The sequence below is a fragment of the Streptomyces turgidiscabies Car8 genome (genome assembly GCF_000331005.1).
In the GTDB taxonomy this organism is placed as follows: domain Bacteria; phylum Actinomycetota; class Actinomycetes; order Streptomycetales; family Streptomycetaceae; genus Streptomyces; species Streptomyces turgidiscabies.
Genome location: NZ_AEJB01000639.1, coordinates 23,941 through 37,049, shown reverse-complemented (window position 1 = coordinate 37,049; position 13,109 = coordinate 23,941). Strand labels below are relative to the sequence as shown.

The window sequence follows — 13,109 nt, the reverse complement described above, 5'->3', positions numbered from 1 at the left end:
GTCCCGGCGAAGTCTGCGGGAGGTTCAGTACCTGTTCGTGTACGTGCACCAGGTGCCGTACGAACTGTGCGGCGATCTCCGCGGAGAAGTGGCTGCCCAGATAGTCGCAGCGCAGACGCCACCCGCCCGAGTCCCGGAACCCCGAGTCCTGAAACCCCGAGTCCTGAAACCCCGTGTCCCGGAAGACGGAAACGGTGAGCGGGAACGGTGGCGCGAGGCAGGGCACGTACTGGCTCACGCCCTCGGTGTCGCCCTCGTGCTCGTTCTGGGTGGCGAAGAGGAGGCCCGTGAGGGCGGGGCCCGTCGCGGGGGAGGGCTTCGACTCGGCTAGCGTGGCGGCCTGTTCGACGGTGAGGTCGCCGTGGTCAGTGCCGATGACCGGCGGGACGTCGGGGTCGTAGCGGCGCAGGGTGACGGCGAGCGCGGTGAGCCAGCTCGCCTCGTCCCCTGCCTGTCCTTCCTCACTCCTCTGACCTCGCTGAGCGAGGGCGACAGAGAAGCCGGCGGCAGGACCGTCGCCGCCCAGGCCCCAGGCGGGAGGGGACGCGGTCGGCGGCCGGTCCACGGGCGTACGGTCGTGGCCGCCGCGTCGACTCACGACGATCAGGTCGGACACGCCGTCGGCGTACCGGAGCAGGACCCTGCGTATGTCCTGGGCCGGACGGGCGAGTTCGACGGCCCGGCGGCGCTCGGCGAGAGAGTCCGTGGCCGGAACGGGTACGTCCTCGATCCACAGTTCCTGGTCGCCGACGGACTCCGGGACGTGGGCGGACGACCTGACGCGGATCGCGTGGCAGCGGGTGGGATCGGGTGGTGAGGCGTTCACGGGCCGTGCTACTCCTTGGTGCTCGGGGGAGCCGGGCTCAGCGGATGCTGAAGCCGCCGTCCACGGTCAGGACGGTGCCGGTGATCTGCCGGGACTCGTCCGAGGCGAGGAAGACGATCGCCGCGGCGACGTCCTCGGGTTCGATCAGCGCGTTCATGGGCTGGGCCTCGACGAAGGTCTTCTCGTGTTCGTGGACCGGTACGGCCAGTGCTCTGGCGATCTCGGCGAGCATGCGGCCCTCGGCCTGCGCGTCGTCGCGTACCGATCCGGGGCAGACCGCGTTGACGCGTACTTTCGTCGGCGCGTAGTCGAGCGCGGCGGCCTTGGTCAGGCCGACGACGGCGTGTTTGGCGGCGACGTATCCGGCGAAGTGGCGGTAGCCGACGAGGCCTGCGGTGGAGGCGACGTTGACGATGCTGCCGGCGCGCCGGGCGCTCATCGCCTTGCCGACCTCGCGGATCACCCGCCAGGCTCCGGAGAGGTCCACGTCGATCATCAGGGACCACTCGTCCTCGTCGATCTCGTGGACCGGTTTGCCCGAGGGTGCGGCGATGCCCGCGTTGTTGACGGCGACGTCGATCCGGCCGAACCGGTCCTCGGCCCGGGTCACCGCCTCCCGTACGGCACGCAGGTCGCGGATGTCGGCCTCGGTGGTGAGGACGGCGGCGCCCGCCTCCCGGCACAGGGCGGCTGTGTGTTCCAACTGGCCGGGGGTGCCCAGCGGGTAGGGCACGCCGGGCAGGTCGGCGCAGATGTCCAGCAGGGTGAGGTCGGCGCCCTCGGCGGCACAGGCGAGCGCGGTGGCCCTGCCCAGTCCACGGGCGGCGCCGGTGACAAGGACCGACTTTCCGTGCAGACGCATCGGGAACTCCTTCAGGAAGCGACCTTCGGGGCGAGTTTCGGGGCGAACTACGAGGTGAGCTTCGAGGCGATGACGTGAACGAGGGCGGGCGCGGTCTCCGTCAAGTACATGTGGCCGCCGGGGAGTTCGACGTACGTGAAGTCGCGGGCGGTCGACTTGCTCCAGGACACGGCGTCGTCGTGGCCGACCAGCTCGTCGTCCCGGCCCCTGACGACCGTGAGGGGTATGTCCAGGGGGAGTTCGGACGACGGGGCATGGTTCTCGTGCATCTCGACGTCCGCGCGCAGGGCGGGCAGGAGCAGCTCGCGCATCTCCGGGTCGTCGAAGGCGGGGTGGCGGTAGCCCGCGAACTCGCCGACGCGGGCGAGGAACTCGTCGTCGGACAGCCCGGTGGCCCGACCCGCGCGTCCCTTGCCGGGTGCGGGTGACCCGCTGACGAACAGGTGCACCGGATCGACGCCGGGCTCGACGGCCAGCCGGTGGGCGAGTTCGTACGCGAGCACCGCGCCGAGGCTGTGCCCGAAGAGGGCCACCTGCCCGCCCTCGTCACCGAGGCGTTCCCGCAGTTGGGCGAGGAGCCCGTCGACCGCCCGGTGGACGTCCCGGTACGGCTCCTCGTCGATCAGCCGTTCGCGGCCCGGCAGTTGCAGCGCCACGATCTCCAACTCGGCCCCTGCCAGGGCGGTCCAGGGCCGGTAGAAGGAGGCGCCCGCACCCGCGTACGGAAGGCACACCAGCTTGGTCGTGTCACGCATGGTCGTCGATGTCTCCATGTTCTTCGTGCTGTTCATCGTGTCGGCCGTGCTCACTGACCCATGGCATCGATGAGGCTCTTGGGGCGCATGTCCGTCCAGTGCTCGCCGACGTAGTCCACGCAGGACTGGCGGCTCGCCCGGCCGTGGACGACGGTCCAGCCGGCCGGGACGTCGGCGAACGCGGGCCACAAGGAGTGCTGGCCCTCGTCGTTCACCAGCACGAGGTGCTCGATGCTGTCGTCGTCGAAGGGGTTGGTGGTCATACCTGGTTCCTCCTGAGGTGGTTGTCCAGCACCGGCCCGATACCGTCCAGTGCCGCAGGCCGGGTCAACTCCCCGTGGGTGCACGGGAGATCGTGGTTGGTGATGCGGCCCGAGATGTACGGCTGCCAGGCGCCGTGCCGGTCGGGGACCGCGTCCGGATCCTGCGCGGCGGTGAAGAACAGCAGGTCACCGTCGTACGACGTGGGGGCGAACTCGCTCAGCAGACGCCGGTTGTTGGCCGTCACGTCGACCAGGGCGGCCAGTTCGGCGTCGTCGAGACTGCTTGGCATGTCGGCCACCTGACGGACCAGCGCCGCGAACCGCGCGTCTGTGAGCGGCTCGTCGTCGACCTCGCCCTCGTTCCTGTTCCTGTTCCTGTTCCCGTTCCCGTTCACGGGCGCCTCGCGGCCGAGAATGCTGAGGAGACTGCGCAGCAGTGCGGGGCGGTCGGACGGGGCGGGGCCCTGCGAGGTCCAGGCCCCGGGAAAGGCGTCGAGCAGGGCGAGGAGTGCCACCCGTTCGCCGGCCGCCCGGAGACCGACGGCCACCTCGTACGCGACGAGGCCGCCCATGGAGTAGCCGAGCAGGTGGTAGGGGCCGTGCCGCTGGACCTCGCGGATTCGGGCGGTGTGTTCGGCGACCACCTCGGCGAGGGTGCCGGCCGGTACCTGACCCGGGATCAGGCCTCGGGACTGCAGTCCGTACAGCGGGCGGTCGGGGGCGATATGGCGGGCGAGTCCGGCGAAGCCCCAGGACAGGCCGGAGGCCGGCGGCAGGCAGAAGAGGGGTTCGCGGTGACCGCGGGTACGGAGCGGGAGCACCGGGCCCAGCGGAGCCGCGCCGCTGTCCACGGCCTGGTCGCCGTCGCCCGCCCGGCGGGCCAGCGCCGCCACGGTCGGGGTGTCGAAGAGGACGCGCAGGGGCAGGTCGGTGCCGAGTTCGGCGCGAATGCGTGAGGTGAGACGGGGAGCCAGTAGGGAGTGGCCGCCGAGGTCGAAGAAGCTGTCGTGGACGCCGACCTGGGCCGGATCGAGGCCGAGGACCTCGGCGAAGACGGTGCGCAGTGTCTCTTCCGTGCCGGTACGTGGAGCCGCCTTGGCGCCGTGCGGCGTCGCGTCTGGGGCGGGCAGCGCCTTGCGGTCCAGCTTGCCGCTGGCGGTACGGGGGAGGGCGGCGACCGTGACGAAAGCCGAGGGGACCATGTGGGCGGGGAGTGTGCGGGCGAGGTGGCCGCGAAGGTCGCGGAGGCCGTCGGGGGATACGGCCCCGCTTTGGGGTTCTTCGCCCGGAGCCGGAGCCGGAGCCGGAGCCGGAGCCGGAGCCGGAGCGTGAGCCGGTGCTGCGGTGGGGGCGACGTACGCGACGAGTTGCTTTCCGCCCCGCCCGTCCTCCCGTACCACCGCTGCCGCGCCGGCGACGGCCGGATGTGCGGCGAGTGCGGCCTCGATCTCGCCCAGTTCGATACGGAAGCCCCGGACCTTCACCTGGTGGTCGGCCCTGCCCAGGAAGCGTAGTTGCCCGTCGGGGCCACGCACGGCGAGGTCACCCGTCCGGTACAGGCGTTCCCCCGGTGCGCCGAACGGGTCGGCGACGAACCGCTCGGCTGTGAGGGCGGCCCGGCCGAGGTAGCCGCGGGCAGGTCCGCCGCCCGCGACATAGATCTCGCCGACGGCTCCGTCGGGGACGGGGTGCAGGGCGTGATCGAGCAGGTGGACCCGGTTGCGGGCCAGAGGTTGTCCGATGGGCGGGGCGGAGCCGTCGCCCGGTTGCGGGTCCGACTGCCAGGCGGTGGCGTAGATCGTCGCCTCGGTGGGGCCGTAGAAGTTGACGAGCCGCACCCCGGGAAAGGCGGCCTCGATGTCGGCGCGGAGGCGCCCGGTGATCGGTTCGCCGCCGAGAGCCACCGTGTGCGGTGAGACCGCCGGTCGTTCGGCGAGAACACCGGCCATGACCGTGGGCACGCCGCTGATCAGACCGGCGTCCCGAGGGGTGCCGTCGGTGAGCGCGAGGAGGCTCTCGACGATCTCGACACGGCCGCCGCACAGCAGAGGCGAGAAGATCTCGAACACCGAGACGTCGAAGTTGAGCGAGGTCGAGAACAGCACCTTGGCCAGCCGGTCGGGCCCGAACTCGCGGTGCGTCCACTCGACGAACTCGACGGCGTTTCGGTGGGTGGCCAGAACACCCTTGGGGCGGCCGGTGGAACCGGAGGTGTAGGTGATGTACGCGAGGTTCTCCGGCCGCAACTCGACTTTGGACTCCGTTTCCTGATGATTCGTCAGCTCATCGGCGATGTTGAGCGTCGGTGTATCCCTCGGTAGCGATCCGGTCGTCTCGGCGGACGTGAGGACGACGACCGGACGGGCGTCGTCGACGATGTAGGAGAGGCGGTCGGCCGGGTAGGCGGGGTCGAGGGGCAGATAGGCGGCGCCTGACTTGAGTACCGCGAGGACGGCCACGACCAGCTCGGCGGTGCGGGGGAGCGCGATGCCCACGACACATTCCGGTCCTGCACCGAGGGCGGTGAGACGGTCGGCCAACTGCTCGGCGCGGGCGTCCAGTTCGCGGTAGGTGAGCCGGGTGCCCCGGTCGAGTACGGCGTCGGCGTCCGGCGTGGCCGCGACCTGGGCCGACCACAGGCCGGGCAGGGTCTGGGTCGCGGCGGGCGGCAGTTGGACCGGCCGGGGGAGTTCGGCCGGCGCCAGAATGCCCAGGCGGCCCTGCGGGAGGCCCGGGTCGGCGGCCATGGCCTCCAGGACGCGCACCAGACGGGCGAGCGTGGCGTCGGCCCACCCGGCGTCGAACAGCCCGGACCGGTAGGCCAGCCGGAAGCGCGGTCGGACTCCGGGGACGGCGACGAGGGTTACCGGGTAGTGGGTCGCGTCGCGCCCGCTCGATCCGGTGACGCGGAGCCGACTGCCGCTGCCCGCGTCGCCGTCGCCGGTCGCCTCGGGATCCATCGGGTAGTTCTCGAAGACGAGGAGGGTGTCGAACAGCTCCGGGACGCCGGCTGCCCGCTGGATGTCGGCCAGGCCGAGATGGTGGTGGTCGAGGAGGTGGACGTAGGTGTCCCGGACGTCGTGGAGCAGACGGCCGAGGGAGTCTGCCGGGCGCAGCCGGACCCGGGTCGGGACGGTGTTGATGAACAGGCCGACCATGGACTCGACGCCGGGCAGCTCGGGCGGACGGCCGGAGACGGTGGTGCCGAAGACGACGTCGTCGCGGCCGGTCAGCCTGCCGAGGAGGAGCGCCCAGGCGGACTGGACCAGGGTGTTGACGGTGACGCCGAGGCTCCGGGCGCGTGCCGTGAGGGCGGCCCCGGTCTCCGGCGACAGTTCGGTGCGGGCCTGCACCAGGTCCATGGCGTCCGAAGCGTTCGAGGCGTTGCTCGACGGAGTGTCCGGGGCCAGCCGGGTCGCCTCCGTCACGTCGGCCAGCGCGTCCCGCCAGGCGGTCTCGGCGGCGGCACGGTCCTGGCGCTCGAGCCACTGGAGGAATGCGCGGTACGGCGGGGCGGGCGCGAGCACCGCCGGGTCGCTGCCGGCTGCGTACAGGGCGAGCAGGTCCCGCAGGAGCACGGAGACCGACCAGCCGTCGAGCAGGATGTGGTGGTGGGTGATGAGCAGCCGGTGGCGGTCGGCTCCGGTGCGGACCAGGGTGCAGCGGAGAAGGGGAGGGGTGGCTGGGTCGAAGCCCTGCTGCCGGTCCTCGTCCAGAAGGGCGGCCCACGCCTTCTCGGTGTCGGTATCCGGCCCGGTCACATCGGCTTCCGCCCACGGCAGCGTCGCCCGGAGCGGGACGACCTGCACCGGCTGGCCGCCCCGGCGTCGGCGGAAGGCGGCCCGCAGGTTCGGGTGGCGGTCCAGCAGCGCCTGGGCGGCGGCACGGAGGCGTACGGCGTCCACGGGGCCGTCGAGTTCGAAGACCAACTGAACGACGTACACGTCGGGGGCGTCCCGTTCGTGCTCGTAGAGGGCGTGGAAAAGCAGGCCCTCCTGGAGTGGGGTGAGGGGGAGTACGTCGGCCAGCGCGGGCTGCGTCATGTCGTCTTCTCGTCTCGCTGTGTCTTCTGCTTGGCGGGCCCTTCGGGGTCAGCCGTCGAGGCCCGCCGCCAACTCGTCGAGCTCGTCGAGGGACAGACCTGCGACCGTCAGGCCGGACCCGGACCCGGACCCGGCGCTGCCGCTGGTCCGCGACACGAGTGCGGTGAGGGCGGTGAACCAGGACTCGGCCAGCGTCCGCGCCTCGGGTTCGGTCAGGACGCCGTCGGGCCACGACCAGTCGGCCAGCAGGTGCGGGCCGGTGCCGGTGTCGTGGACGACCGCGTTGACGTCGAGGACGTGGGCGGTGGCGAGGCCGGGGTCGGCACCGGAACCGAGTGCCGACGACTCGGGGGCGAAGGACCACGGCTCGGTGCCGTTGGTGGTGGCGGGAGCCGTGAACCGGCCCAGGTAGTTGAAGCCGATGGACGGAACGGGAGCCTTCGCCAACTCGGCGGCCATGTCAGGGTTGAGGTGGCGCAGGAGGCCGTAACCCGTGCCGTGGTCGGGCAGTTCGCGCAGTCGTCCGGTGACCCGGCTGGTGGCGAGGTCCGCGGCGGGTCCGGCGGCCAGCGCGTCGGCCACGTCCACCCCTGCCAGATCGAGGTGGACCGGGTAGAGCGAGGTGAACCAGCCCACCGTGCGCGACAGTTCGAGCCCGGGGACCAGCTCCTCGCGGCCGTGGCCCTCGATGTCGAGGACGACGTGCGGGGTTCCCTGGTGGTCGGCGACGGCCAGCGCGAGACCGGTCAGCAGGACGTCCTGGACACCGGCGCGGAAGGCGGCCGGGACGGTGGTGAGGAGGGCGCCGGTGGTCTCGGGTGGCAGGGTCAGCCGCAGCGAGCGCGTCGTCGCGGCGGTGTCCCGGTCGGGGTCGAGCGGACGGGTACCCAGCGGGGTGCGGGGTGCGTCCGTGACACCGTGCCACAACTCGGCCTCGGCGACTCTCGACGGAGTACGGGCCTGCTCGCCCAGCACCTTGGCCCAGCGGCGGAACGACGTGCCTACTGCGGGTAGTTCGGGCTGTCGGCCCGCCACGACAGCCGTCCAGGAAGCCTCCAGGTCGGGGACGAGGATGCGCCAGGAGACACCGTCCACGGCCAGATGATGGACGACCAGCAGCAGTCGCCCCGGCCGCTCCGGTCCGGCGTCGAACCACACGGCCCGCACCATCGCCCCCACTGCCGGATCGAGGAGACCCACGACCCGGTCGAACTCCTCGGCCACGGCCGCGTGCAGATCGTCCACGGTGGAGACGTCCCGGCGGTCGAGCAGCTCGGCGGCGCGGACGGTGCCGACCGGGCGTACGTCGAGCACCGGGTCGGCACTCGCTTCGGGGCCGGCGCCGAGGCGGGCTCGCAGCATGTCGTGGTGGTCGAGCACCGACTGCAGGGCGTCGGCCAGTTGTGGCAGACCGGCCGCCGGCGGGACCGTCAGCAGGACGGACTGGTTGAAGCGGCCGATCGGGCCGCCGCGTTCGAGGAGCCACCGCATGACGGGGGTGAGCGGGAGCGAACCCGTCCCGTCGCCGGGGATGTGGTCGAGGGCCGGGCCGTCGTCGGCCGCACCGCCGACCGGACCGCGCGCCACCGCCGCCAGCTCCCTCACCGTCTGGTGTTTGAAGACGTCCCGGGCGCTGATCACGACCCCGGCCTCGGCCGCCCGGCTGACCAGCCGGATCGAGGAGATGCTGTCGCCGCCTAGGGCGAAGAAGTCCTCGTCGAGCGGGACTTCGGGGAGGTTGAGCAGTTCACGGAAGAGCGCGGCGAGGACGTGCTCGGCCGGGGTCGCCGGCTCCTGCCCGCCGGCGCCCGCGGGCATCGTCGTAGACCCGGCCTCGGGCAGTGCTGTGCGGACGGGCACCCGGAAGAGTTCGTCTTCCCCGAGGAGGTCCACGTCCTCGATACGCAGTCCGGGGTCGGCGGCGACAGCGGTCAGCAGGCGCACCAGAACGCGGGTGAGCCGCTCGACCGTGGCCGGGTCGAAGAGGTCGGTGCTGTACTCGGCGATGCCGTCGATGCCCGCCGGGCTGCCGTCGGTGTCGCGGCGCTCGCTCAGATAGAGGGAGAGGTCGAAGCGGGCGGCGCCGGTCTCCACCGGCTCGCGGGTCACGCCCAGTCCTGGCAGGGAGAGGCCGGGGTGTGCGGAGTGGCCGGTGAAGGCGATCACGACCTGGAAGAGGGGGTGCCGGGCAAGGGTGCGTTGCGGGCTGAGGGCGTCCACTAGAAGGTCGAACGGCACGTCCTGGTGGGCGTAGGCGGCGAGGTCGAACTCCCGCACACGGTCCAGCAGTTCGCGGAATGTGGGGTTGCCTGAGGTGTCGGTGCGCAGGGTGAGACTGTTGACGAAGAAGCCGACCAGGTCGTCCAGTCTGCCGTCGGGGCGTCCCGCGACCGGGGTGCCGAGGGTGATGTCGGTGCCCGATCCGAGCCGGGTCAGCAGCGCGGCGAGACCTGCCTGAAGGACCATGAAGAGGGTGACCCTGGAGGCGGCGGCCAAGTCGGCGAGTCCTGCGTGCAGTTCCGCGTCGATGGTGAGTGCGGCCCGGTCGCCGTCGCCGCTGGGTTCGGCGGGCCTCGGACGATCGGCTGGGAGTGGCAGCTCGTCAGGAGCGCCGGACAAAGCCTCGCGCCAGTAAGCGATATGACGACTGATCAAGCTCTCGGGCGAGGCCGCGACGCCCAGCAGGTCGCGCTGCCACTGCGCGAAATCGGCGTACTGAACCGGCAGTTGGCGAAACTCCGGGATGCTCTCGGTGCATCGTGCCGCGTACGCCGTCTCCAGGTCGCGCATCAACGGTGCCATGGACCAGCCGTCGACAGCGATGTGGTGGGCGAGCAGCAGCAGGACGTGGGTGTCGGCGTCCAGCGTGTACAGGGTGGCCCGCAGGGGGAGTTCGGACGACAGGTCGAAGCGGTGCCGGGCGGCGGCGGTGAGCAGCGCCGGGAGTTCGGCCTCGGTGGTCGCCGTCATGGGGAGGTCCGGCCGGCCCGCCTCCGGGTCGAGGACGCGTTGGTACGGGGTGCCCTGGAAGTCGGGGTAGACCGTACGGAGGGGTTCATGGCGAGTGACGAGGTCGGCGAGGGCGGCCTGCAGCGCCGGCCGGTCCAGGGGACCGGTGAGACGCAGGGTCCAGGGGACGGTGTACGTGCTGTTGCCTGCCTCGAGGCGGCTCATGAACCACAGGCGCTGCTGGGCGTACGACAGCGGAATCGGGGCGTGGCCGCGTTCGGACGGGGCGAGTTCGGGGCGTCGTACGGTGTCTTCGGCGCTCAGGCGCTCGGCGAGTCCGGCCGGAGTCGGTGCCTCGAAGACCGCGCGGACGGGCAGCGTGGTGCCGAGCGCGCCCCTGATCCGGTCGGTCAGCCGCATGGCGAGCAGGGAGTCGCCGCCGAGGTCGAAGAACCCGTCGTCCGCGCCCACTTGGTGCGCCGCCACGCCGAGGACGTCGCCGAACAGGCCGCACAGGATCTCCTCCTGCGGGGTACGAGGGGCACGGCCCCCACCTGACGACGCCACCGGCTCGGGCAGGGCGGCCCGGTCCAGCTTGCCGTTAGCGGTCAACGGCAGCTGGTCCAGGACCATCACGGCGCTGGGCACCATGTGCTCGGGGAGCGTACGACCCGCGTGGCGGCGCAGGTCTTCCGCGTCCAGGGGGGCGCCGCCCACCGCGTAACCGACCAGCCGCCCGTCCCGCTCGACGACGACCGCCGCGGTGACCTCGGGGTGGCCGGCCAACGCCGCCTCCACCTCGCCGAGTTCGATGCGGAAGCCGCGTATCTTGACCTGGTCGTCGGCCCGGCCCGCGTACTCCAGTTCACCGTCCGCCGACCGGCGCGCCAGGTCACCCGTGCGGTACATGCGCTCCCCCGGGTTCCCGAACGGATCGGCCACGAACCGCCCGGCCGTCAGCCCCGGCCGGCCCAGATATCCGCGAGCCAGCCCTGCCCCGGCGACGTACAACTCACCGGTGACACCCGGCGGTACGAGCCGCAGCCCGGCGTCCAGCACACATGCGCGCAGGTCGGGGATGGTGTGCCCGATCGAGCCCTGGGCGGCCCGTTCCGCGCCCTTGGTCAGCGGCAGGCCGGTGACATGGACCGTAGTCTCGGTGATGCCGTACATGTTGACCAGGATGGGCGCGTCCTGCGCGTGCCGGGTGTACCACTCGGTGACCCGGGCGAAGTCGAGTGCCTCGCCGCCGAACACGACATAACGCAGGGCGAGTTCACGCCCGAGCTCCGGCAGCGCGGCGTCCGCGCGGAGGAGTTGACCGAAGGCCGAGGGTGTCTGGTTCAGCACGGTGACGTGCTCCCGGACGAGCAGCCGCAGGAATTCCTCCGGTTCACGACTCACCGCGAACGGCACGACCACGAGCGTGCCGCCGTGCAGTAGAGCGCCCCACAGTTCCCACACGGAGAAGTCGAAGGCGTACGAGTGGAACAGCGTCCACACGTCGTCCGGCCCGAAGTCGAACCAGTGCCGGGTGGACTCGAAGAGCCGAACGACGTTGGAGTGCGGCACCGAGACACCCTTGGGGCGGCCGGTGGAGCCCGACGTGTAGATGACGTAGGCCGTGCCGGCGGGGCCCGGACGCGGCAACTTCAAAGCGGACGAAGGGTAGTTGACCGACTCGGCCACCGTCACCACGGATACGTCACCGGCTGGCGATTCCCCCGTCGTGCCGCCGTCAGCTGTCAACAGCAGTACCGGGCTCGCGTCGGCCAGCATGAACGCCAGCCGCTCCGCCGGGTACTCCGGGTCCATCGGCACATACGCGGCACCGGTCTTCAGTACCGCCAGGACGGCCACCACGAGGTCGGGGGTTCGAGGCAGGGCCAGGGCGACCAACCGCTCAGGGCGCGCGCCCCGTTCGGCGAGCAGCTGTGCGAGGCGGTTGGACCGCTGGTCCAGTTCCGCGTAGGTGAGACGGGTTCCTTCGTGTACGACGGCCGTGGCGTCGGGGGTGCGGGCGACCTGTTCGGCGAACAACTCGGGAAGGGTGACGGCCGTCGGTGCGGGCTCGGTGGCAGGACGGGCCAGGAGGCGTTCCCGCTCGTCCGGCAGCAGCACCTCCACCTCGCGGACAGGGCGCGTCGGGTCGGCCGCCAGGGCTCCCAGCACCATGGCGAAGCGTTCCAACAGGGTGCGGGCGCCCGTCTCGTCGTACAGGTCGGGCCGGTACGACAGCCGCAGGGTCAGGCGGCGGCCGGGGAGGACGGAGAGGGTGAGCGGGTAGTGGGTGGCGTCACGTGCCGTGAGCCGGGTGACCTGGGACGCGCCCTTGGTGGCGGACGCGGGGTAGTTCTCGAACGCCAGCAGGGTGTCGAAGAGGTCACCGGTGCCGGTGGCGCGCCGGATGTCCGCGAGGCCGAGATACTGGTGCGGCAGCAGTTCCGCCTGTCGGCTCCGGATGCCGGTGAGGAGGTCGGTGACGGTGTCCTCCTCGTCCCAACAGACCCGGGTGGGCACGGTGTTGATGCAGAAGCCGACCATCGACGCCACGTTCGGCAGTTCGGGCGGGCGGACCGTGACGGTCTGGCCGAAGACGGCGTCGCCGCGCCCGGTCAACCGGCCCAGCAACAGACCCCAGGCGCCCTGCACAAGGGTGTTGAGCGTGACGCCGAGTGAGCGTGCCGTCGTGTCGGCGCGCGCGGTGAGCTCGCCGGGCAGCTCCACGAAGAGTTCGCGGGGGAGGACGGGTGTGGTGGGGGCGCCGGGGCTCAGGAGAGTGGGCCCGGTCACCCCGGACAGAGCGCCCTGCCAGGCCCGTTCGGCGTCGGCGCGGTCCTGCCGGGCAAGCCAGGCGAGGTAGTCGCGGTACGGCGGCACGGTCGGGAGCGCCGTCGGGTGCTCACCCGCGTACAGGGCGCTGAACTCACGGACGAGCAACTGCTTGGACCAGCCGTCGAGCAGGATGTGATGGTTGGTGATCACCAGTCGGTAGCGGTCGGGGGCCCACCGGACGAGCAGGTGGCGCAGGAGCGGCGGCCTGGACAGGTCGAAGCGGCGGTTGCGCTCCTCGTCGAGCAGGCGCTGCCACGCGATGTCCCGGCCGTGCTCGTCATACGCCGACAAGTCGGTCTCCGACCAGGGGAGTTCGACGTCCGTGGGAACGATCTGGAACGGCTGTCCGGCCTCCCGGCGGCGGAAACAGGCACGCAGGTTGGGGTGCCGGTCGAGCAGGGCCTGCCCGGCGGCCCGTACGGCGGCGGGGTCGACCTCGCCCGTCAGCTCCAGGACCTGCTGGGCGGCGTAGACGTCGGGGCTGCGGTCGTCGTCGTACAGGGCGTGGAAGAGCAACCCCTCCTGCAGCGGGGACAGGGGCAGGATGTCGGAGATTCCGGACCGGGTCACCGTGGG

6 protein-coding genes are annotated in these 13,109 nt (G+C 71.8%); 1 reads left to right on the top strand and 5 read right to left on the bottom strand.

Annotated elements, in window-relative coordinates:
* The first annotated feature begins 361 nt into the window (after nt 1-361).
* Nucleotides 362-817: a hypothetical protein gene (locus tag STRTUCAR8_RS55950; protein WP_422125694.1), complete on the top strand. Its 456-nt coding sequence runs from the start codon at nt 362-364 to the stop codon at nt 815-817.
* Between the two features lie 46 nt (nt 818-863).
* Here STRTUCAR8_RS55950 and STRTUCAR8_RS44490 read toward each other — a convergent pair whose 3' ends face one another.
* The 5 genes from STRTUCAR8_RS44490 to STRTUCAR8_RS44470 are packed head-to-tail and all read right to left on the bottom strand — an operon-like array spanning nt 864 to nt 13,103.
* The gene (locus STRTUCAR8_RS44490; protein WP_006383075.1) at nt 864-1,688 is read right to left on the bottom strand and encodes an SDR family oxidoreductase; all 825 of its coding nucleotides are present in this window, start codon (nt 1,686-1,688) and stop codon (nt 864-866) included.
* A gap of 47 nt (nt 1,689-1,735) precedes the next feature.
* Nucleotides 1,736-2,461, bottom strand: a complete 726-nt coding sequence (locus STRTUCAR8_RS44485) for a thioesterase II family protein (protein WP_407705506.1) — start codon at nt 2,459-2,461, stop codon at nt 1,736-1,738.
* 32 nt (nt 2,462-2,493) lie between these two features.
* Nucleotides 2,494-2,706 carry an MbtH family protein gene (locus STRTUCAR8_RS44480; RefSeq protein WP_006383083.1) on the bottom strand — a complete coding sequence of 71 codons (213 nt, stop codon included), beginning with the start codon at nt 2,704-2,706 and terminating at the stop codon, nt 2,494-2,496.
* Entirely contained in the window at nt 2,703-6,749 is a 4,047-nt protein-coding gene (locus STRTUCAR8_RS44475; protein WP_006383064.1) for a non-ribosomal peptide synthetase, read from the bottom strand. The genes STRTUCAR8_RS44480 and STRTUCAR8_RS44475 overlap by 4 nt, the downstream gene beginning before the upstream one ends.
* A gap of 48 nt (nt 6,750-6,797) precedes the next feature.
* On the bottom strand, nt 6,798-13,103 hold the full coding sequence (locus STRTUCAR8_RS44470) for a non-ribosomal peptide synthetase (protein ID WP_006383081.1): 6,306 nt from the start codon (nt 13,101-13,103) through the stop codon (nt 6,798-6,800).
* Nucleotides 13,104-13,109 lie beyond the last annotated feature (6 nt).

Bases quoted from the DNA above. Each gene is read 5' to 3' on its own strand.
- STRTUCAR8_RS44490 (WP_006383075.1), bottom strand. From the start codon at position 1,688: ATGCGTCTGCACGGAAAGTCGGTCCTTGTCACCGGCGCCGCCCGTGGA.
- STRTUCAR8_RS44485 (WP_407705506.1), bottom strand. From the start codon at position 2,461: ATGGAGACATCGACGACCATGCGTGACACGACCAAGCTGGTGTGCCTT.
- STRTUCAR8_RS44480 (WP_006383083.1), bottom strand. From the start codon at position 2,706: ATGACCACCAACCCCTTCGACGACGACAGCATCGAGCACCTCGTGCTG.
- STRTUCAR8_RS44475 (WP_006383064.1), bottom strand. From the start codon at position 6,749: ATGACGCAGCCCGCGCTGGCCGACGTACTCCCCCTCACCCCACTCCAG.